We start from the raw sequence: 20,105 nt of genomic DNA, 5'->3' as shown, positions 1-20,105 counted from the left end.
AATTTCGCCACATCCTTTCATGAGTTTATGTATTTGTTAATTATTATTATAAACGAATATTATTATGTACAGTTATAAAAATGTTTGACATTCTGATGACCAAATATTACTTTAGTTGCATTAGCATATCAGATTTGACGACAAAAGTCGCCAGTTACGTTTAAATATTAAAACATTATTTGACACTAATTATTAAGATAAGAAGGCATAAAATGACACCCATTAGTTATCGGTATTCAACGTCGGCTGATTTACCGGCATTATTGGCGATTGATCAGACGATTTGGAATGTAACCAATAGTCCGGGTCCCAGTCGAGTAACCACTTTAGCCGACTATCAACAAGCCAATCCGGTTGGCAGTCAGTTAGTGGCAGTGCGCGGTACCCAAGTTTTGGGAATGATTAGCTGGAATCCGCAACCGCCCTTTGAATCCATGCGTTACACATGGAATATCGGCATTGGCGTAGCGTTGACTGCGCAGCATCAAGGTGTGGGCAGCGGCTTAATGCAAGCATTAAAGTTGGCTGCCAAACAGCAGGGGATTCACCGCATTGAATTGCGCGTCTTGGCGACGAATACGACGGCCCGGCAGTTTTATGCGCAACAAGGTTTTGAGGTCGAGGGGGTCGCTCGCGATGCTTTTTATCTCAACGGTCGTTTCATTGATGATTATAGCTTGGCATATCTGATTTGAAAAGGTGGGGGTTCGATGACAACTGACTTGGAATTATTACATTATGATGCCAACCCGCAAGCGGTCTTGAGTCCGCGGGTAGACGGCGAATTTGCAGTTCCTAGTAAGGTATTATACTTATTAACGGATGATCCACATTTCCAACAATTTGTTCAACGCTATCATGGTGTCGAACTCGGCAACTTTGGCACGATTACCAAAGTCAGTCGGGTCTATCAGATTGACTATCATGGTGCTACGTTAGGCGTGGCCCAAGCTCCCTTAGGTGCACCAGCCGCGGTGATGTTATTAGAAGTGCTGATCCAATTTGGCGGACACGAGATTATGAGCATGGGTAGTTGTGGGGCGCTGACGGCCTTACCGGAAGGCCAGTTGCTATTACCAGTTGCGGCGCTACGCGATGAGGGAACTTCCTTTCATTATTTACCAGCCGCGGACTGGGTGACGCTCAATGCCAAGATGCAGGCGCAACTGGCGACGACGTTAACCGCCGCTGATTTGAAGTTTGAAGTCGTTAAAACTTGGACGACTGACGCGATGTTTCGTGAAACGGCCACTAAAATTGCCGCGGTCAAGCACCGTGGCTGCCAAGTCGTTGAAATGGAATGTGCGGCGTTAGCGGCTTGTGCCGAGTTTCGGCAAGTGGCATTCGGGCAACTCCTATTTACCGCGGACTCATTAGCTGAATTAAGTGCTTACGATCCGCGACATTGGGGGGCCGATGCGATTGAAACGGCGATTGAATTAACCGCCCAAAGTTTAATTTTATAAGTATTAGTCCAATTAATGGTCATAACGAGGTCATTGATTGGACTTATTTTAGTTTCCAAACTAAGCTCCCCGGGCCCTTAGTCCGGGGTCATCAGCCGTATACTAGCGTTAAACTGATATCTTCAGACAGGTGGGGGTGCGAGTATGCGGTGGCTGCGATGGAAATATTGGCCAAAAATTATCATGATAGTAGCACTGATCGGGCTAGCGGGGGTGTCGACTTGGCCGGCGTTTAGTGGTGGCTTTTTTGGCATGAATAATGACGGCGATATTCACTTGGCCCGACTAGCGTCAGTATATACTGCGTTGCGGGCGGGACACCTACCAAGCTTGGTGAACTTTATCGGGCTCGGTCACCGGGGCTTAGCGGTTAACGCGATGTATCCGTGGGTAACGCTACTGATTTTTGTCGTCCCCCATTTGTGGTGGTCGAATGCGTTAGGCGCCTTGGCAATTGGCTTTTTCCTATTGAACTTGATCACGATTATGAATAGCTATTGGTTGGCGAAAGCATTAACGAAGCAACGTTGGCTGCGCTGGTTTGGCGTCATGTTGTATCAATTCAATGCCTATCATTTTGTGGTGATGTATGGTCGGGTCGCTTTAGGTGAAGCGCTTGGCTACGCATTCTTACCGTTAGTCATGTTAGGGCTGTGGCAAATCTGGCAGCGACAATGGCGTGGCACGGGCTGGTTAGCACTAGGTATGGGGTTAACCGCCAATTCACATGTGTTGTCGCTGGTCATGTTCACGGGCGCGGTCGTCGGCTTGGAGCTAGTGCGGCTCGGGTTACGTCACGTGACCCGCGCTGAAGTCTTGGCCGTTTTAGCGGCGGGTGGCGGTGCAATTTTGATGAGCCTTTATTCATTGTTGAATGTGTTCGAGTGGGTGACGCATAATCAGATGGTGACACCGACACCGAGTCTAATTCCACTGAGCCCGGTCGTGGCATGGCAACAACTGATTCAAAATGACTTCAGTGAGTCGGCTAACGGTGCGGGAATCGGCCTGGTTGCTAGTGTTATCTTGTTGAGCCTAGTGCTACGCGTGTTTGATGCGACAACTGGCACGTGGCGCTATTGGTTAATCGGCACGCTACTAATTTGGCTAGTCGCTCAAAACTGGTGGCCGTGGGTCAAATTAGCCAATACGCCATTACAGTTAGTTCAATTTACGATGCGTTTTTTGGTGTTAGTTGCATTAGGCTTGATGGTCGCGACTATCTTGTATTTTGAACAAACCCACGCACCTAGTAAATTAATGGTAGTGAGTTTTAGTGGCCTGTTGATGGGGTTAGCTATTGCGGGCACGTGGCAACTGCACAGCCGGGTCGGCACCACTTATGTCCAAGCAATGCGGACCCACACGAGCCCAACCGCCACGGCGCGCTTGTGGCACATGACGAATCAAAACTATCAAGCCAACATTGATACTCGGACCATTCCGGACTATTCGCTGAAAAAATCCGGTCGTTCGCACTTACCTACGATTACAGCCAGTGACAAAATGAATTGGAATATCACCTCGCCGATGAATAGTTTACGCGCGGCGTTTAATACGACCACCGCTAAGCGTTTCACTTATCAACATGCGACTGATCAGCAGGTCACGTTTGTGGCACATTTACGCCGGTCAAAAGTTGAACTGTTGCCAGTAGTCGGCTATGCAAATGTCACTTATCGCGTGACGGTGAATGGCCGGATGCAAGCCGCTAAACGCGCTCAGGGGCAACTACAAACCCGGTTACCAGCAGGGCGTAGTCGGGTTACAATTTCAGTGGCGCAAAGCTCGCGACATGGTTGGTTACTGGCGCTTAGTGGGCTAGCCAGTTTGGCGATTGTCGGTGGGTTATGGCTGAGTTGGTATCGACCACGCCACTAAAAAATGCGTTACTCGTTGAGAGTAGCGCATTTTTTTAAACATGTTTCACGTGAAACATATTAGTTGTTAATCGGATCTTTCATTAATAACCATAAAATTAAGTAGACAATGATCCCTGGAAATGGCGTTAATGATAAGACAACGTACAAAATGCGGGCAACATTTGGATTCCAGTCGAAGTGTTCCGCAATTCCACCGATGACCCCCGCGATGACGGAATCGTTGGAACGATGCCAATCAATCTTCATAATGGTCGACCCCCTTTTTTAGTCACTCTTAATGTAGCAGGTTTTAAGCAAAACTGCTACTAATATGTGAAGGGGTGGTCGGTTAAAATTGTCGTGTAGTAGCCAATCTCGTGTAAGGCGGCCGTTAACCCTTTGGTGTAGCGGGCTTGCAAGGGGGCGTCTTTGATGAATGTGCCATCCGGTTGTAACGTTGCGGGCAGGTTGCCGATGGGTGTCGGCTTAGGCAAGACTAACATGCCTAAGCGTTGCAAAACGGGAACTAAGCTAGCCGCGCCAAATTGACCGCCGCGCATATTGTCGGCGTAAGAAATTAATTTGACCGGCTTACGTTGGCCTTCAAAAGCTAAAAAGTCGAGCGCGTTTTTTAAAACTGCGGGCATGGCATGATTATATTCAGGCGTTAAAATAACATAACCGTCTGCCTGCGCCATATCGGTCAACCATTGTTGTTGTGTCGCTGGTAACTGACGATGGTCATTAGCCATCGGTGGCAAGGCTTCAGCGAAGAAGGGCAATTGATAAGCCGCTAAGTCCAAAAAGGTAAAGTTGAGTTCTGGCTGCACTTGTGGGGCCAGTTGTTTTAGATGATTAAATAAAGCGCGTCCGGCACTTGTAGGACGGCTGCTGCCTAAAATGATAGCGATAGTTTTCATAAGTTTATAACCTCGTTTAAATTATTGATTCACATGAATACAAAATGGTATTATAGGCGCAAGCCGAATAATACGCAAGTATTTATTCATGTGAATTAAAAAGGAGAACCTAACCATGACTGCGACCTTAATTCAACAACTTATGACTGAATTGAATGGCTTTATTACCCAAGATGGCTTAGATGATGACGAAAAGCAGTGGGCGTTACGACAGACTAATGATCCGGCGTTACAAGCACAACTGCGCCAGCTGTCGACAACGGATATTAAAATTGTGGCGCAGTTAGCGCAACAGCCCGCCAGTTTGGCCAAACAATTGCCCGCCGCCACGCAATTATCGCAAGCAACGATTTCGCGTGGCCTGACAAAGTTAGCCAAGCTCGGTTTAGCTGAAAAATTTCGACGACTGCAAAACAACAAAGAAGTTTTAGTGCGACTGACAGCAGCGGGGACCCAAGTGGCCCAGTTACACGTGCAAATGGATGCGGCCATCGCGACACAAGCCCAAAATATCGCGCAGGACTACTCAGAAGCGGAACTGACGCGCTTTGTCGAGCTGATGCATCGGATTCGACAATTGAAAATTTAGCACTCGAATATAAAGAGTGCTAAATATTTGCATTCCGTTTCAAAGCTGGTAAGATATATTTCGAAGGTCAGGAAAGGTCAAACAATTAATTGGTACCACTGACCAAGTAATATTAGCCAAATACGTAGTTTTGAAAGGGGATTGTTAGGATGACTAACGAAATGATGAATCGGAATGACTTTGGGATGTTGGATCCGTTTGAACGGTTGGCGCAAAACTTTTGGGCGCCCTTTGAAGGTGCTAATCAGGCCTTGAAGACGGATATTAGTGAAACTGATACGCAATATCAAGTACATGTCGATGTCCCCGGAATCGATAAGCAAGATGTGAAATTGTCATACCGTGACAACATGTTATCGATTAAAGTTCAAAAGCACAGCTTCGTCGATCATAGCGACCAAGATCAAAATGTTGTGATGAACGAACGCCGTGAAGGCACCTTACAACGTGATTATATGTTGCCAAATGTGTCAGCCGAGGCGATTACGGCGCAACAAGCTGATGGCGTTTTGACCATCACGTTGCCCAAGCAAGCGGCAAGCGAAAATGACGGTAAAATTGAAATTAACTAGTAACTAGGTTAAAGACTAGGATGTTGAGACAATGGCATCCTAGTCTTTTTTTACTAAACTTTTAGTTCGAAGATTTAAACAAACGGTTGCACCACCGGTAAAAAATGGTTATCATTTAATGTAAGCGCATTCAGAGAGAATTACATTTTATACTTAGAAAAGGTGAATGGCATATGACAACAGCATTTCCAAAGGGGTTTCTTTGGGGCGGGGCCACCGCGGCCAACCAAATTGAAGGAGCCTGGAATGAAGACGGTAAGGGACCAAGCACTGCTGACATGGTCACTGGGGGCACATTTGAAACGCCGCGGCATTATACGGCGACGTTACAACCAAACACGTATTATCCGTCACATCAGGCCAGTGATTTTTATCATCATTGGCGTGAAGATCTCAAGCTATTGCACGAAATGGGGTATAACACGTATCGGATGTCGATTGCGTGGAGTCGAATTTTCCCCAATGGGGACGACGACGAACCGAATCAAGCGGGATTAGACTTTTATCGTCAAATTTTTGAACGATGCCAAGCCTATGGAATTGAACCAATTGTGACGATTTCGCACTACGAAACACCTTACCATTTAACGCAAAAGTATCACGGCTGGCTCGACCGGCGCGTCATCGACTTTTACGTAAAATACTGCAAGACGATTTTCTTGGAATATAAGGACTTAGTGCACTATTGGCTGACCTTTAACGAAATTAATATTTTAATTATGATGGGCGGCGGCTATGTTGGCGCCGGACTGCCTTTAAAAGATGGGCAACCGATGTTTGGTGGGCCCGTTACGGATCAAAGCCGGCAAGATTGTTTCCAAGCGTTGCACCATCAATTTGTGGCAAGTGCGCAAGCGGTCCAATTAGCGCATCGCATTAATCCCGATAACTGGGTTGGTTGTATGATTGCGGGTGGCATGAGTTATCCGTTAACGCCTAATCCGGCCGACGTTTTAAAGACGCAACAAGAGATGGCCATGAATAACTGGTTCTGTGGTGACGTGCAAGTTCGCGGTGCTTACCCGTACTTTGCTAAACGTTATTTTGAAGATCACAATATTCATTTGCATACGGAACCAGCCGATGCGGCGACTTTAAAAGCCGGCAAAGTCGACTTTTATTCGTTCAGTTACTATTCGTCGAATGCCCGGACGGTTGATCAGTCGAAAGCCGAATCAGCGGGTAATATGACTATGGGTGTGAAGAACCCGTACTTGAAATATAGTGAATGGGGCTGGAGCACCGATCCAACTGGCTTACGGATTTATTTGAATGATGTTTATGGCCGATATGGCGTGCCGGTGATGGTCGTGGAAAATGGCCTCGGTGCCCGGGATGAGTTGACAGCAGCTGGTCAAATCAATGATGATTATCGGATTGCTTATTTGAAAGAACATATCGAAGCCATGCATGCGGCGATTGATGACGGGGTGGACCTCATTGGCTATACACCCTGGGGCTGTATCGATCTGGTGTCGGCGGGGACTGGCCAAATGGAAAAGCGTTATGGCTTCATCTATGTCGACCGTAACGACCAACAACAAGGCGACTTTCGGCGGATTCCTAAAAAGAGTTTTTACTGGTATCAACAAGTCATTGCGTCGAACGGGGCCAATTTGAGTACGGACATCGCCACTAAAATTTAACAAATCTTAGCAATTAGCCTTGTTCAAATTGAATAAGGCTTTTTATCTGCTTAATAATCATTTCCCGGGAAATAAGGGTTAATATTTCTTTAGTTTGTGTTAAGCTAGTTGACATGACAACTACTTATTTTGAGTAAGTCACATTAGATTTGGAGATGACTTTCGTGGATGACGCAGAACGTGAGCGTGGACCATGGCATCGTAATTTAATCGTTTTATGGTTTTGTACGTTTGTGGCGGGGATGGCATTTAGTGAAATTATGCCGTTTCTGTCCTTATTTGTGAGTTCACTCGGTGATTTTACTAAGCAACAAGTGACGTTTTATAGTGGCCTGGCCTATGCGGCGGATTATGCCATCTCGGCGATTTCAGCGCCGTTATGGGGGATTATCGCGGACAAAAAAGGCCGGAAAATCATGCTACTACGGGCGTCCTTAGGGATGGCCGTCGCCATGGGGCTGATGGGCTTTGTTACTAACGTTTGGCAATTAGTCGCGTTACGGGCCCTTCAAGGGGTCTTCGCGGGCTTTATTTCCAATGCGCAAGCGTTGGTCGCCTCCCAAACACCGCGTAAGTATAGTGGCCACGCGCTCAGTACTTTGATTACGGGGGCGGTCAGCGGCCAATTATTTGGCCCCGTCATTGGTGGCTTTTTAGCCCAAGTGTTCTCGATTCGTAATACGTTCTTTATTACGGCCGGCCTATTGGTAGGGGCGTTTTTATTGAGCTTATTTTTCGTGCAAGAACATTTCAAACCGGTGGAACATCACCGGCAACCAGGGGACAGTCGCAATCCATTAGCGGCGTTCAAGAACCCTAAACTGATTATTATGATGTTATGTTCCACCATGATTGTGCAATTGGGGAATGCGTCGATTGCCCCAATTATTAGTTTATATGTGCGGGAATTAATGCATTATCGCGGGCCAATTACGGTCGTCGCGGGTATTATTGCGGCTTTGCCGGGGATTTCAAATATCTTGGCGGCGCCGCGCTTAGGCCGTTACGGTGACCACCATGGTTCCGGGCGGGTCTTAGTATTCGGCTATGTGTTTGCGGTGATTATGTACTTCCCACAAGGTATCGTGACGAGCGTCGTTTTGCTCGGGATTTTACGGTTCGCTATTGGGATTTCGGATGGGGCGTTGTTCCCAGAAATTCAGACAGTGTTAACCAAAAATACGCCGGTGCACTTAACCTCAACGATTTTTAGCTATAATCAATCATTTCAAGCGATTGGCAATATGCTCGGCGCCCTATTAGGGGGCGTGATTGCCGGGATCTTTGACTATAATTCGGTCTTTATTTTGACCGCAGTCATGTTGTTGATTAACTTGATCTTAATTTTATGGTTAGTACCAGACATTTGGAAAAAACAACCGGCAACGGTCTAATTCACATTAAAAAAAGCGTGTCATTCGGTCATTATGATGATAATGATGAATGACACGCTTTTTGGTTTGCGAACGGCAATCTAATGAGCGACTAAAATTCATCATCCAAAATTTCAGTAGTTATGAAGTCGTTATCAGTCATGATTAATGCATGTTTTCTAATGAAGTCCGGATCAGTAAATGGGTTTTGCGGGACCGGCAAGCTGGTACTAGCTTGATTTGAAAAGACCGCGTATTGGTCAAGGGCGGCGTGGATTCCCACTGGTACTGCTAGCATTGTTATCTGCCCCAGCTGGTATGGTTTGGCGATAGTCATTAGGTACCTCCGGTCTATGTTTAAGGGCAATATTAAATCAATAGTGGAACGTTAGTCGAATAAACGCAGCTGCTAAAATGGTTGCGCATTTTGTCTCATCCGCGTAGACTTAGTTTCATGGATATCGAACTACAACAACAAGCTGCTGATGATCAGCGGCGAATCGCAATTTTTAAAGCGTTAGCTGAAGAGAACCGGCTCCGAATTATTCGGGTGCTGTACCAAGCGCAACGGGAAATGACTTGTAGTGAAGTGGGGGCGCAATTAAATATCAGCAAGTCGACGGTGTCATACCATTTTAAAGCGTTGCGGTTGGTCGGGTTGACCAATACCCGGCAAGTGGCCCAAACGAAGTATTTATCGTTACGGTCGGCAACTTTTGAACAGTATTTGCCCGGTTTTTTAGCGACGTTATAATTTTTTTGATTTTTAGTTTGATGATTATCGAACTAAGTTACTTAGGAAAGAAGTGCACTTATTATGGAAACCACTCATCAACATAGTCGGTATTTGACGTTAGGCATGATGCTGGCAGCGACGAATATGCGGCTGCCAATTACGATGATGCCCGGATTAATTAGTAGTTTAAAAAAGACGCTCGGCTTGCCGAGTTCGATGGCCGGGTTATTGACGACCATCCCATTATTGACCTTTGCAGTAATGTCACCGATCATTGCACGCTGGGGGCGTCGGTTTGGGAACGAATGGACGATTTATGGCATGCTAATTATTTTAGCCCTTGGGAGTTACTTGCGCGTCATTCCCGCGATTCCGTTACTGTTTTTAGGCACCTTGTTAGTCGGAATTGGGGCCGATGGTGGCAATGTCTTGATTCCGGCAATTATTAAGGATAATTTCCCCGATAAGATTGAAGTCGCCACGAGTCAATATACGATTTCGATGCTTCTGATTGGGTCACTCGGCACCGGGATTTCCGGCGTATTGGCTGCCCATTGGTCGTTACCGTTAACGATGGCCGTTTTATCGGTGATTGGCCTGCTCAATCTCGTCGCATGGTTGCCGAATTTAAAATACAATCATCGCGCACCCGCCGTTATTGAAACGCCAACGGCTGCCGAAACTACTACGCATGGGAGTGTTTGGGGCCGCCCATTAGCGTGGGTCGTGACTGCCTTCTTTGGTTTACAGGCGTTAGTTTATTATTCCTTGTTAACGTGGTTACCGACGATTTTTACCGCCCACGGTTTTTCGATCATTGCTGCCGGCAATTTAGTGACCATTATGCAACTCAGTGGCTTACCGATGTCTTACTTAGTGCCAGCGACTTCGGGTAAAAAAGCTGGCGTCAAAGCGATGGTGGCTATTGTGGGTATCGGTTTTATCGGCGGGATTGCGGGCGTCTTGTTACCCGGAACAAACTTCGGGTTTGCGGCAGTCCTCTGTGTCTTATTAGGACTCGGTTCTGGGGCGGCTTTCAGCTTAGCCGTGGTATTTTTCACGCAAAAGACGACTAACGGTTTTGAAACGGCCGATTTATCGGGGATGGCACAGTCGGCGGGCTACTTACTAGCGGCGCTTGGACCAGTTTTGTTCGGGTGGCTAGGTGCTCAAATCGGCTGGTCGTTAGTGCTGTGGTTGGCTATCGTCTTTTCAGCCTTGCTAACGTTAGCAGGTACCGTCATTCAACACCGTGCAACCATTTATGATTAATCTAAAAATCAGTGATGCTAAGCATTGCTGATTTTTTTTGCAAAATTCAAACTTTATGATTGCCTTCTAGTAGGTCGAAGGGCCTAAACTGAATTTCGTTAACTGATAAGACCCATAGGAGGAGCGCATTTAAAATGGCAATCTTACAAATTTTAGCCGTCGTTTTAGTGGCGACGGGCTTATTGACTTTAATTGGGGATCCCACCCAACCAACAACTCGTATTTTCAAACCCCGGCGGACAACCGTCGCAACTAAAAATAAATAAACTAATTATATTGGAGGCTTTTTCATGACAGCTTTAACTGAAACGTATGCATTAAGTAACGGTGTTCAAATTCCCCAAGTGGCGTTTGGCACCTGGCAAATTCCCGCGGGCGATGCCGCTTATAATTCTGTTAAGCACGCCTTAGCAGCCGGTTATCGGCATATCGACACGGCATTGGCTTATCACAATGAACGCAGTGTGGGTCAAGCCATTAAAGATTCTGGGATTGCCCGGGATGAAATCTTTGTCACCACGAAGTTGCCCGCCGAAACGAAGACGTATCAAGGGGCATTAGATGCCTTTGATGAATCATTGACGAACTTAGGCTTAGACTATGTCGACCTCTATTTGATCCATGCGCCATGGCCATGGTCGCAAATGGGCACCAACCACGACGAAGAAAATATTGAAACGTGGCAAGCGATGGAAGCCATTTACAACAGTGGTCGTGCAAAAGCCATTGGGGTCTCAAACTTTGCTGTGCGTGATTTGAAGAATATTTTCAAACAAGCCACGGTTAAGCCAATGGTCAATCAAATTCAATATTATCTCGGCTTTACAGAACCTAAGATTACCAGCTTTTCAGAAGACAACGGCTTATTAGTAGAAGCTTATTCGCCACTCGCGACTGGTGGGGTGCTGAATAGTCCGGAAATTGAAAAATACGCCGATAAATATGGTGTCAGTGTCGCCCAATTAGCGTTACGCTTTGTCTTACAAAACGGAGTCTTACCGTTACCGAAGGCGGTTAATCCGGCGCATATCGACGCCAATGCTCAACTAGACTTCAGTATTAGTGCGGCTGACATGGCGGCCTTAAACGCCTTACCAGATACCGCCAATAGTTATATGCATAACCCGACGCAAGGTTAACGAGCGAAATGTTTGACCTGAACTGGGCTTGAGGGACTAAAATATAATTCGTAAACTGAACTAAAATGATGGAAGCGATTCAGATGGCAGAAATTAATGCTGCTAACGCCGGCACGTTTGCGTTCGACGATAAGTTTAAAGTAAATCGATTAGGTTATGGGACGATGCAATTGACTGGTCCCGGTACTTGGGGGCCTTACCGTGACCCTGAGAGCGGGATTAAGGTAATCAAGCAAGCCTTAGATTATGGCGTGAACTTCTTTGATACGGCGGATTCTTACGGGCCTTGGTTTGCGGACCGCTATTTGGCCGCGGGGCTCAAAGGCGCCGCAAACCGCGACCAAATCTTTATTTCTGATAAGGTCGGTCAAACGCGGCAAGGTCCGAATATTTGGACGCCACATGGTGAAGCTAACTACTTGCGGCAACAAGTCGAAGTTTCGATGATGACCCTAGGAATTGACCACGAAGATTTGGTCTTCTTACACCGTATTGATAGTCATTTTTCGATTGCGGAACAAGTCGGTGAATTGAAGAAGCTTCAAGATGAAGGCAAAATCAAGCATATCGGCTTGAGCCAAGTGACGGTCGCTGAAATCAAGGAAGCCCAAAAAGTTGCCAAAATTGATGCCATCGAAAACTTGTATAATGTGGCGGACCATCGTGACGATGACGTCTTAGATTATGCCGAAACGCAAAATATGGCCTTCTTACCATGGTTCCCATTAGCAACCGGTAAGTTAGCCCAACCAGGTAGTGAATTGAGCACGATGGCCGATAAGTACCAAGTCAGCCCCGCCCAAATCGCCTTGGCGTGGTTATTAAAACGTTCAAAGAATGTCTTACCAATTCCAGGGACTAGTTCAGTTGACCATCTAGCCGACAATGTCGCCGCTGCTAACGTTGAATTATCCGACACTGATTTCAAGACCTTAAGCGATTTAAGTAAATAGATCGTAGCGTGATATTTGAATAACGTACCAAAATGAGGGTCACTGTTGCAATATACGGTGACCCTCATTTAGTGCTTAGTCCAAGGCTAGGTCGTATTAAATCTATCATTTTGTCGGCGATTAAAAGCGTGATAGAATGAATAAATATTGAATTGAAAGAGGCTTGATGAGATGAGTAACCGAATTGCAAGTGACACCCCCGCAATTTATTTGGCGGGACCTTGGTTTACTGAAGGACAACCAGAACGCTTGGCGAAGATTGAACAATTGATGAACGACTTAGGGTTGACGTATTACAGCCCCCGTTTGGATGGCATCGACTTAACGCCTGATGCGACTGATGCTGACCGGAACGCCGTTTTTGCCGACAATGTTGATCATTTAAAACAAGCTAAGTTAGTCGTGGCGGTCGTCGATGGTTTCGATACCGGGACGATTTGGGAAACTGGGACCGCGTACGGTTTAGATATTCCGGTTGCTTACTACTTAGAAACCCTTGGTGACGGCACGTTTAACGTAATGTTAGCCAAGTCGGGTAAAGCCACGATTCAAAATATGACTGATTTAAAAGCCTTTTTACAAGATCCAACTTCTGATGATTTCCAATATCAAGGGGCCATTCGCTAAAGTTGAATGAACCGTCAAAATAAGATAATAAAAAAATCCGCCTGATGAAAATCATCGGCGGATTTTTTTGGCTGGTAAAACGGGCGTCTGGCATCAGTGCTTAAATTTGAAATTATGCACGAGCTTAGGAAAGACGAGCCGGTCGGCGGTCTCGATTAAGATACCATTCATGAAAAATGAATAAATCGTCCCGATATTGACGGCTAAGACTTGGTGCGTGAAGCCCCAAGTAATGCTCATGATGATAATCGGGGGCATGAAGTCGATTAACTGTGAGGCGGTGGCGTTGCCCTTCAAATACATAAACCGCAAAATGTTGGTCGTATCGTCGTTAGGATGCATGAAAATATTCGCCCGTTGATAAATTGAAATGGCGACACAAAAAGTTGAAACGCCTAGTATTGAAATCAACATGCGAATCAACCACGGTAATTTCGGAATCCCGATTAGCGTGAACGCCGCGGTGAAAATGTCTACGAAATAGCTGAAAAATAGCACGAAGATGATTTCGCCGACGAAACGCGGTACGTCGATGCGACGAATCAGGATTTGATTGGTCACAGCATTGATTAGGCCGACGATAAATAGTAATAAACCGACATCCAAGCCCAAGGCCGCGTGCATATTAACCGCGGCGGCCGTCCAGATGCCGCTGCCGACATTGGAAGTAATACATAATGAATTACCGCACGCGTTTAAGACGAGGCTAAAAATCAGTGCGCCGATACGGACGGGTAAAGTGTTAGAACTGGAACTAGCGGGTTGCAAAACGAATCATCAATTCCTCTCTAAAATGTTCTGGTTCATCTTAACGCGGATCGGCGGTGCCTGACAAATCCATAAAAAAAGTCAAAATTGTTTAAGGCTTGCTTAAACAATTTTGACCCGCACGTGAATCGTAGCAATTATGATGCTAAACGGTTACATTAAAGAAGTCTTGTAAGAACTTAGCGACACCATCTTCCGTATTCGGTAAGGTCACGTCAGTCGCAGCCTCTTTGACAATATTAGCGGCATTGCCCATCGCAACGCTGTGGCCGGCGACTTTGAACATTCCTAAGTCGTTGAGGCCGTCGCCAAAGACGATAGTATGGGCTTGGTCAATGCCACTGGCTTGTTGAATCGCCGTGATAGCTGTCGCTTTATCGACGCCTTGGGGAATGATTTCTAAGTTGTTGTCATTAGAACTGGATAAATTTAAAGTGGTTTGTTGCGCTAACGTGTTGCGAATTAAAGCTAAGTTGGCCGCATCGCCGTAAGCAATCGCATTGGTGACATGACCAGCTAGATTGGGTAAAAATTCAGGGCCAATCAATGGCATGGCGTTTAAATCGGGCATGTCAATGACATTCGCCTGCGCTGCGTCATCTTGATAAGGGGCTTGGTCGCCCGTGTAGTATAAGCGACAAGTTTCAAAGAAGAAAACTTTGCAGTTATTGCTAAGGACGGTTTCGTAAATTAAGTCTAATTGGTCGGCAGTTAAGTGGCTCGTGACCAATTTTGAACCTTGTTCAAAGGTGGCCCCGTTGGCTGCGATAATTTTTACCGGTCCCCCAATTTGTTGGGCGGCATACCGGGCTAACGGCAACATCCGCCCACTGGCAATGTAAAATTGATGTCCTTGTGCCATTACAGCTTGTAAAACTTGTTGGGTGGTTGGCGTTAAGGTCGTATGGTTGATCATTAACGTCCCATCGATATCAGAACAAATTAAATAAGGTGTCATCATGAATCACTCCTAATAGCCTTATTATACTAGAAGATTGGTCAGGTAACGGTTTTTTATTAAAATCTTTATCAGGGTAAAAGACCGTCGCTATCAAGGTTTTTATGAAAATAAATAAATTTTTTCAGTTCAAACTAGACAAGCGGTATCCAAGTTGTATAATGTACCTGTAAGCGTTATCAAATCCTAATTTTTGGGGGCGTTATTTATGGTTAAAAGTAAAGCAATTATGATTGGTGCTGGGCTATCAAACATGGCCGCAGCAGTGTATTTGATTCAAGATGGCCATTGGGACGGTAAGGATATTACCTTCTATGGCGTAGATATGCATGGGGCCAACGATGGTGGCTCAACAACCGATTTCACGAACGAATATTGGAACAAGAACCATCCAATGGAAAACACGACCGGGTATGTTGCTCGGGGTGGCCGGATGTTGAACTATCGGACCTATGTCGATTTAATGGAATTACTTGACCGGATCCCATCAACAACGGAACCTGGCATGACCGCGGCTGAAGATACCCGCGACTTCGACTCGAAGCATCGGACCTTTGACAAAGCGCGGTTATTGCAAGGTGGCAAAGGGATTATCAATGCCGGTAAGCTTGGTTTTAATAACAAGGACCGCGCTTTATTAACAAAATTAATTATGATGCCTGACAACGAAGAAGAAAAACTCGACAACGTAACGATTGCCGACTACTTCAAGGATGATCCACACATGTTCCAAACAAACTTCTGGTACATGTGGGAAACCACCTTCGCGTTCCGGGTTCAAAGCTCAGCGCAAGAACTCCGGCGTTACATGCATCAAATGATTTATGAATTCACCCAAATTGAACATTTAGTTGGGGTTAACCGGACCCGCTACAACCAATTTGAAAGTATGATTGAACCATTGATCAAGTACTTACAAGGCCAAAATGTCACTTTCATCGACAACAAGATCGTTGAAGACTGGAAGTTTAAAGACACCGCCATGCAAGACGAAATCACCGTTACTGGTTTAGTCGTTAAAGACGTTGAATCCGGCGAAACTCAAGAAGTTGAAGTCGATGAAGACACTGCTGTAATCTTTACTAACGGGTCAATTACCGACTCCGCAACAATGGGTGATTACAACACGCCAGCACCAGAAAACATGGAATATGGGATCAGTGCGGCGCTTTGGAAGAAAGCCACGGAACGTTTCTACAACTTAGGGACGCCGGACAAATTCTTCAACGATCGGAATGCGAGTGAATGGGTCAGCTTCACGTTGACGACTAAGGACCACTTGTTCTTAAACGAAATCGTGCGGATTACTACCCAAGAACCAGGGAACGCCTTGAACTCCTTCTTATCAACCACGCCAATCACGTCGTTGAATCAAAAGGATGTTAACATGTCGATCGTGGTTCACCATCAACCACATTTCACCACGCAAAATCCTAACGAAACCGTTCTTTGGGGCTACTTCTTATATCCACGGCGTCAAGGTGAGTTCGTTCACAAGCCATACATTAAGATGACTGGTAAGGAAATGGCGCAAGAATTAATTGGGCAATTATCCAAGGTTGATCCTGGTCCTGGTAATATCAAGGATAAGGAAAAGGAAATCTTAGATAGTATTATTAACAATATCCCAGTTTACATGCCATATGCTTCCGCCTTGTTCAACAACCGGGCGAAGACCGACCGGCCAGAAGTCTTACCAAAGCATTCAACTAACTTAGCCTTCACGGGTGAATTTGCAGAACAACCTTACCAAATGATCTTCACGGAACAAAGTGCGGTTCGTTCTGGTGAAATCGCTGCATATCACTTCGCTGGGGTACCAATGGATAACTTGGTTAAGACACCACGTTATGACAAGGATCCAAAGACCTTGTTGAAAGCAACCAAGAAAATGTTTGATTAGTCATTAATTGTGGGCACAAAAAAGAGTTTGGGATAAAATTCCAAACTCTTTTTTGTATCTCCGAATATTTATGGCCGAAATGTGGGACAAAAGCTATTTGGTTGCTTTGAGGTTGCCAGTAGCGGTCCAGCCATTGCCTTCAAGGTAAACGTAGTTGTGAGCGCTCGCCTTAGCGCTGGTCTTGGCATTCCAAGCACGAATCGCGGTGTAATGCCGACCAGTCTTCAACGTCCCAGTCTTAACGGCGGTTGCGGAACCTTGATCAGCGGAAAATGAAAGGTGATAAACGGTTCCTGCCTTTTTAGCAGTGTAGGCTTTCTTGATAGTCGTGGCTTTGCCAGCTGCTAAGAATTTCGTCGGTTTGTTGGCGGTCTTCTTAGTGCCTTTTTTAGTCGTTAATTTTTTAACTGCTTTTTTAGTGGTCCGCTTAGTTGTTTTCTTAGCGGTTGCTTTCTTAGCGGTCGCTTTCTTAGCAGTCGCTTTCTTAGCAGTCGCTTTCTTAGTAGCTGCTTTTTTGGCAGTCGCCTTCGTGACGGTTGCTTTTTTAGCAGTAGCCTTCTTGGCAGTATCGGCACCCTTAGCTAATTTGCTAGCGGGGGCCCAGCCGATGAAGTCGCCCTTAGTATTGGTCAATTCGTAGTAAGTGGTAGTCTTGTGATGACTGGTGAAAGCGACCGAATGGATGGCTTTGTAAGTCGTCTTCGGCACTAACTTAGTCGCACGTGCACTGACGGTGGCAGCGTTGCTATCTGCTCTGAAACTGATATTTTCGGTGGCAGTCTTCTTATCAACGTGCACATCAGTCTTCTTTAATGTTTTAGCTTTGGAGACCGTCCCAGTTAAAGTGGCGGCCTTTTTAGTCGTTGCGGCGTTAGCGAGCAAAGTTGCTGCTGGTGCTAATGGGGTGACCGCCATTGGTAATGCTAAAGCTAAAGTTGCTAAAACAGTATTAAATTTTTTCATATCAATAATCCCCCTTAGGTTGTTAAACCTTTCTTTGATACGAAGATAGTTTAGCACCTTTATTAGTGGTTGACGCAAAAATGGTGCATTTTTTAGCCAAAATAGTGCCGGTTGAATTGATGGCTAATTAACGATTTGATTACGAATTTTACATTTGACATGTTCCTGTTACCGTGGATTAACATGAACTATTAGATTGCTAATTTGTACATAAATATTAGTCAGCCGGTGACAAAAAATGTCGAAAATGCGAACATATGTGCTATGCTAGAAAGGTATTTTTTAAACGAAAGGGGCTGACAATTTGCCAGCAGCAACGACTTTAATTACGCCGGCTGAAAACCGGTTCTTTATTTTAAGTGAACGGGCGCGGCGGGCGACCTCACTGAATCAAATTAGTCGCTTATTACGCGAACACGTGACGATTAAGGCGGATAGCGATTTCTTGTTAGATACGGTGCGGAACTTGATTATGCACGATCATGCCGACTGGTTAACGACTTGCAGTCATGAATGGCAATTGTTAGCCACCTTACCATACGGCATCAATCCTAGTGATAGTCGGCAACAGTGGTCGCATTGTGAGTTATGCCATAAGCCGGTCCGCTATGAATATCACGTCCAAAATAAACATAACCATCAAGAAATCGTCGTGGGTTCCGAATGTGTGAAGAAGTTTATGAACGCGGAAACCCGCTATTTAATGGTGATTACGACCGAAGATAATTTCTATGCGGTGGCGCAATATCAAACGTTGACGGCTAAAGTTCCGACCGTCCCAACGATTATGTTCAAGCAACCATGGTTCCCAGAGCTACCCGGAGCGCAACAGCCACAAGCGCGCCAAGTTCGTCAACAGACGAGTCAGACGGTAACGACGTATTTGAAACGTAAAACGAAACAGTTACCCTTACACGAGTTACAGCCGAGCTTAACGACGTATCAAGCGTTAGTTCAGGTGGAAGCCGATGTGATTGCAGCTAAGCAGGCAGCTGAAATTAAGCAACAAACCGCCGTACAACATCACCGACAACAGACCGCGCAACAAGCTGTGCAATCAGCGGCCGATGAATTACGTACAAGTCCTGCTTATCGGCAGTATTTACGGCGGTTGGCGGATATTATTGTGACCCGGCCCGACCGTGCGGCAGCTAAGTCCGCCTTCAGTGCGTTAAAAGCCCCCCAGACAAGCCGGCCATTAGTGAACGCGTACCAATTTGGCTTAATGGTGACTGAATATACCCAAACCGGCCAAATTCAAGTGCGCCGGTTAGCGATGCTCAATCGTGATTTTGTGGCTGACCTAAATCAAGTCACAAAAGCACTTGACCAACGGCAAACGACCCGTTTTTACGACGATATTTTTAATAGTTGTTGGGGTTGGGACTATCATCAAGCGGCCACCCAGCGCACGGATTGGGAGCGGCTGTTATCCACGCGTTGGGGACATGCCTTGTCATTGGCCTGGTTTGAACAGCTTGCGCAACAAACGACGCCTGATACGATTACTGCCTGGTTACAACAACATGCGACGGCGACGATGCAACAAAAACTGGCCCGGCGATTAAAAGCTCAACCCGCTTTAAAACCTGTGCCCCGGCAACGACTGACCAAACGTGAGTTACGGACGTTCTGTGACCGCGAAGTGGCTGCTAGTGCTGATGCCACCGCATTGACGGCGCGTTTTGAAACGATGTATCAATTACCGGCCACCCAGCAAGCGGTGATGCTCGAAACATTGAACTATTACTACGTCGCGCAACACAGCGCAACGGATCATCAGGCCGCTTTGAAACAATTACAGTGGCTACTAAAATAATAAGAAGAAGGGCTGGCTGGGCGTTCCCAATATCGGTGAATGCTTAATTGTCGTTGTGAGTCCGTAGCAATTCCGGTCGCCACCGCGGCTGTATTACTGCTGACCGGAAGCGGCAACTAATCAGTAGTAACAAAAGGTCCGAGCAAGCTAACTGCGCTGGTTAGCTTGTTCGGACCTTTTTAAGTTAGGGCGGTTACTTATCGCCCATTAATTTTTCAGCGGTGGTGAGGACGTTTTCGCCGTTCATCATGCCGTAATCTTGCATGTTGATTGGTGCCATTGGAATTCCAGCGGCATCGGTCTTCTTTTTAATATCAGCAGCCATATAACCGATTTGGGGGCCGAGCAACAAAACATCGGGATGATTCTCGCTGTTTAATTGATGGTCGATATCGGAAGCGGCGGTGGCGAAGATATGATAATCGACACCATCGGCTTTAGCGGCCGCTTGCATTTTTGAAACTAGTAGCGACGTTGACATCCCTGCGGAGCAGGCTAACATAATTGTTTTTTCAGCCATGATACTTGGATCCTTTCAA

At 46.0% G+C, this 20,105-nt stretch carries 22 protein-coding genes; 15 read left to right on the top strand and 7 right to left on the bottom strand.

Translation table 11 applies throughout. From position 1 onward, the window contains the following. The first annotated feature begins 212 nt into the window (after window positions 1–212). The 3 genes from DY78_RS02210 (at window position 213) to DY78_RS02200 (ending at window position 3,347) form a co-directional block, all read left to right on the top strand. Entirely contained in the window at window positions 213–695 is a 483-nt protein-coding gene (locus tag DY78_RS02210) for a GNAT family N-acetyltransferase (protein ID WP_024625885.1), read from the top strand. A 15-nt stretch (window positions 696–710) separates the two neighbouring features. After that, on the top strand, window positions 711–1,466 hold the full coding sequence (locus tag DY78_RS02205) for a nucleoside phosphorylase (protein ID WP_024625884.1): 756 nt from the start codon (window positions 711–713) through the stop codon (window positions 1,464–1,466). Between the two features lie 144 nt (window positions 1,467–1,610). Next, window positions 1,611–3,347, top strand: a complete 1,737-nt coding sequence (locus DY78_RS02200) for a hypothetical protein (protein WP_024625883.1) — start codon at window positions 1,611–1,613, stop codon at window positions 3,345–3,347. Window positions 3,348–3,406: 59 nt separating this feature from the next. On the opposite strand, the gene DY78_RS02195 is transcribed toward DY78_RS02200, so the two are convergent. Continuing rightward, window positions 3,407–3,595, bottom strand: coding sequence for a PspC domain-containing protein (locus tag DY78_RS02195; RefSeq protein ID WP_024625882.1), 189 nt, complete (start codon window positions 3,593–3,595; stop codon window positions 3,407–3,409). 59 nt (window positions 3,596–3,654) lie between these two features. Then, entirely contained in the window at window positions 3,655–4,248 is a 594-nt protein-coding gene (locus DY78_RS02190; RefSeq protein WP_024625881.1) for an NADPH-dependent FMN reductase, read from the bottom strand. 115 nt (window positions 4,249–4,363) lie between these two features. On the opposite strand from DY78_RS02190, the gene DY78_RS02185 reads away from it, so the two are divergent. The 4 genes from DY78_RS02185 (at window position 4,364) to DY78_RS02170 (ending at window position 8,449) form a co-directional block, all read left to right on the top strand. After that, on the top strand, window positions 4,364–4,837 hold the full coding sequence (locus DY78_RS02185) for a MarR family winged helix-turn-helix transcriptional regulator (RefSeq protein ID WP_024625880.1): 474 nt from the start codon (window positions 4,364–4,366) through the stop codon (window positions 4,835–4,837). Window positions 4,838–4,986: 149 nt separating this feature from the next. Beyond that, window positions 4,987–5,409, top strand: coding sequence for an Hsp20/alpha crystallin family protein (locus DY78_RS02180; RefSeq protein ID WP_024625879.1), 423 nt, complete (start codon window positions 4,987–4,989; stop codon window positions 5,407–5,409). 173 nt (window positions 5,410–5,582) lie between these two features. After that, the gene (locus tag DY78_RS02175) at window positions 5,583–7,055 is read left to right on the top strand and encodes a glycoside hydrolase family 1 protein (protein ID WP_024625878.1); all 1,473 of its coding nucleotides are present in this window, start codon (window positions 5,583–5,585) and stop codon (window positions 7,053–7,055) included. 164 nt (window positions 7,056–7,219) lie between these two features. Further along, window positions 7,220–8,449: an MFS transporter gene (locus DY78_RS02170; RefSeq protein WP_024625877.1), complete on the top strand. Its 1,230-nt coding sequence runs from the start codon at window positions 7,220–7,222 to the stop codon at window positions 8,447–8,449. A gap of 91 nt (window positions 8,450–8,540) precedes the next feature. Here DY78_RS02170 and DY78_RS02165 read toward each other — a convergent pair whose 3' ends face one another. Further along, on the bottom strand, window positions 8,541–8,765 hold the full coding sequence (locus DY78_RS02165) for a hypothetical protein (protein ID WP_024625876.1): 225 nt from the start codon (window positions 8,763–8,765) through the stop codon (window positions 8,541–8,543). A 117-nt stretch (window positions 8,766–8,882) separates the two neighbouring features. Between DY78_RS02165 and DY78_RS02160 the strand changes: the two genes are divergently transcribed. From DY78_RS02160 to DY78_RS02140, 6 genes are all read left to right on the top strand, one after another. Continuing rightward, on the top strand, window positions 8,883–9,182 hold the full coding sequence (locus tag DY78_RS02160; RefSeq protein ID WP_024625875.1) for an ArsR/SmtB family transcription factor: 300 nt from the start codon (window positions 8,883–8,885) through the stop codon (window positions 9,180–9,182). Between the two features lie 63 nt (window positions 9,183–9,245). Continuing rightward, window positions 9,246–10,436 carry a CynX/NimT family MFS transporter gene (locus DY78_RS02155; protein ID WP_024625874.1) on the top strand — a complete coding sequence of 397 codons (1,191 nt, stop codon included), beginning with the start codon at window positions 9,246–9,248 and terminating at the stop codon, window positions 10,434–10,436. A 134-nt stretch (window positions 10,437–10,570) separates the two neighbouring features. Further along, entirely contained in the window at window positions 10,571–10,702 is a 132-nt protein-coding gene (locus tag DY78_RS16720; protein WP_268872487.1) for a hypothetical protein, read from the top strand. A 24-nt stretch (window positions 10,703–10,726) separates the two neighbouring features. After that, window positions 10,727–11,575: an aldo/keto reductase gene (locus DY78_RS02150; protein WP_024625873.1), complete on the top strand. Its 849-nt coding sequence runs from the start codon at window positions 10,727–10,729 to the stop codon at window positions 11,573–11,575. Window positions 11,576–11,658: 83 nt separating this feature from the next. Continuing rightward, window positions 11,659–12,528, top strand: coding sequence for an aldo/keto reductase (locus DY78_RS02145; RefSeq protein ID WP_024625872.1), 870 nt, complete (start codon window positions 11,659–11,661; stop codon window positions 12,526–12,528). Window positions 12,529–12,699: 171 nt separating this feature from the next. Continuing rightward, window positions 12,700–13,155, top strand: coding sequence for a nucleoside 2-deoxyribosyltransferase (locus DY78_RS02140; protein WP_024625871.1), 456 nt, complete (start codon window positions 12,700–12,702; stop codon window positions 13,153–13,155). Between the two features lie 93 nt (window positions 13,156–13,248). Here DY78_RS02140 and DY78_RS02135 read toward each other — a convergent pair whose 3' ends face one another. Continuing rightward, window positions 13,249–13,872, bottom strand: a complete 624-nt coding sequence (locus DY78_RS02135; RefSeq protein WP_024625870.1) for a DUF6198 family protein — start codon at window positions 13,870–13,872, stop codon at window positions 13,249–13,251. A 196-nt stretch (window positions 13,873–14,068) separates the two neighbouring features. After that, on the bottom strand, window positions 14,069–14,884 hold the full coding sequence (locus tag DY78_RS02130; protein ID WP_081754350.1) for a Cof-type HAD-IIB family hydrolase: 816 nt from the start codon (window positions 14,882–14,884) through the stop codon (window positions 14,069–14,071). A gap of 205 nt (window positions 14,885–15,089) precedes the next feature. Between DY78_RS02130 and DY78_RS02125 the strand changes: the two genes are divergently transcribed. Then, complete coding sequence (locus tag DY78_RS02125) at window positions 15,090–16,784, top strand: oleate hydratase (protein ID WP_024625868.1); 1,695 nt, start codon at window positions 15,090–15,092, stop codon at window positions 16,782–16,784. Window positions 16,785–16,877: 93 nt separating this feature from the next. On the opposite strand, the gene DY78_RS16540 is transcribed toward DY78_RS02125, so the two are convergent. Then, window positions 16,878–17,747, bottom strand: a complete 870-nt coding sequence (locus DY78_RS16540; protein ID WP_056993488.1) for a hypothetical protein — start codon at window positions 17,745–17,747, stop codon at window positions 16,878–16,880. Window positions 17,748–18,051: 304 nt separating this feature from the next. Here DY78_RS16540 and DY78_RS02115 point away from each other — a divergent pair, with 304 nt between their 5' ends. Beyond that, on the top strand, window positions 18,052–19,566 hold the full coding sequence (locus DY78_RS02115; RefSeq protein ID WP_024625865.1) for a hypothetical protein: 1,515 nt from the start codon (window positions 18,052–18,054) through the stop codon (window positions 19,564–19,566). 193 nt (window positions 19,567–19,759) lie between these two features. Here DY78_RS02115 and DY78_RS02110 read toward each other — a convergent pair whose 3' ends face one another. Continuing rightward, complete coding sequence (locus DY78_RS02110) at window positions 19,760–20,086, bottom strand: PTS sugar transporter subunit IIB (RefSeq protein WP_024625864.1); 327 nt, start codon at window positions 20,084–20,086, stop codon at window positions 19,760–19,762. Window positions 20,087–20,105: the final 19 nt, after the last annotated feature.

Origin of the sequence: Lactiplantibacillus fabifermentans DSM 21115 (genome assembly GCF_000498955.2) — a bacterium.
In the GTDB taxonomy this organism is placed as follows: domain Bacteria; phylum Bacillota; class Bacilli; order Lactobacillales; family Lactobacillaceae; genus Lactiplantibacillus; species Lactiplantibacillus fabifermentans.
This window is presented reverse-complemented; position numbering and strand designations above follow the sequence as displayed.

Excerpts from the sequence above, each read along its gene's own strand:
- DY78_RS02210 (WP_024625885.1), top strand. The coding sequence starts at position 213 with ATGACACCCATTAGTTATCGGTATTCAACGTCGGCTGATTTACCGGCA.
- DY78_RS02205 (WP_024625884.1), top strand. The coding sequence starts at position 711 with ATGACAACTGACTTGGAATTATTACATTATGATGCCAACCCGCAAGCG.
- DY78_RS02200 (WP_024625883.1), top strand. The coding sequence starts at position 1,611 with ATGCGGTGGCTGCGATGGAAATATTGGCCAAAAATTATCATGATAGTA.
- DY78_RS02195 (WP_024625882.1), bottom strand. The coding sequence starts at position 3,595 with ATGAAGATTGATTGGCATCGTTCCAACGATTCCGTCATCGCGGGGGTC.
- DY78_RS02190 (WP_024625881.1), bottom strand. The coding sequence starts at position 4,248 with ATGAAAACTATCGCTATCATTTTAGGCAGCAGCCGTCCTACAAGTGCC.
- DY78_RS02185 (WP_024625880.1), top strand. The coding sequence starts at position 4,364 with ATGACTGCGACCTTAATTCAACAACTTATGACTGAATTGAATGGCTTT.
- DY78_RS02180 (WP_024625879.1), top strand. The coding sequence starts at position 4,987 with ATGACTAACGAAATGATGAATCGGAATGACTTTGGGATGTTGGATCCG.
- DY78_RS02175 (WP_024625878.1), top strand. The coding sequence starts at position 5,583 with ATGACAACAGCATTTCCAAAGGGGTTTCTTTGGGGCGGGGCCACCGCG.
- DY78_RS02165 (WP_024625876.1), bottom strand. The coding sequence starts at position 8,765 with ATGACTATCGCCAAACCATACCAGCTGGGGCAGATAACAATGCTAGCA.
- DY78_RS02160 (WP_024625875.1), top strand. The coding sequence starts at position 8,883 with ATGGATATCGAACTACAACAACAAGCTGCTGATGATCAGCGGCGAATC.
- DY78_RS02155 (WP_024625874.1), top strand. The coding sequence starts at position 9,246 with ATGGAAACCACTCATCAACATAGTCGGTATTTGACGTTAGGCATGATG.
- DY78_RS16720 (WP_268872487.1), top strand. The coding sequence starts at position 10,571 with ATGGCAATCTTACAAATTTTAGCCGTCGTTTTAGTGGCGACGGGCTTA.
- DY78_RS02150 (WP_024625873.1), top strand. The coding sequence starts at position 10,727 with ATGACAGCTTTAACTGAAACGTATGCATTAAGTAACGGTGTTCAAATT.
- DY78_RS02145 (WP_024625872.1), top strand. The coding sequence starts at position 11,659 with ATGGCAGAAATTAATGCTGCTAACGCCGGCACGTTTGCGTTCGACGAT.
- DY78_RS02140 (WP_024625871.1), top strand. The coding sequence starts at position 12,700 with ATGAGTAACCGAATTGCAAGTGACACCCCCGCAATTTATTTGGCGGGA.
- DY78_RS02130 (WP_081754350.1), bottom strand. The coding sequence starts at position 14,884 with ATGATGACACCTTATTTAATTTGTTCTGATATCGATGGGACGTTAATG.
- DY78_RS02125 (WP_024625868.1), top strand. The coding sequence starts at position 15,090 with ATGGTTAAAAGTAAAGCAATTATGATTGGTGCTGGGCTATCAAACATG.
- DY78_RS16540 (WP_056993488.1), bottom strand. The coding sequence starts at position 17,747 with ATGAAAAAATTTAATACTGTTTTAGCAACTTTAGCTTTAGCATTACCA.
- DY78_RS02110 (WP_024625864.1), bottom strand. The coding sequence starts at position 20,086 with ATGGCTGAAAAAACAATTATGTTAGCCTGCTCCGCAGGGATGTCAACG.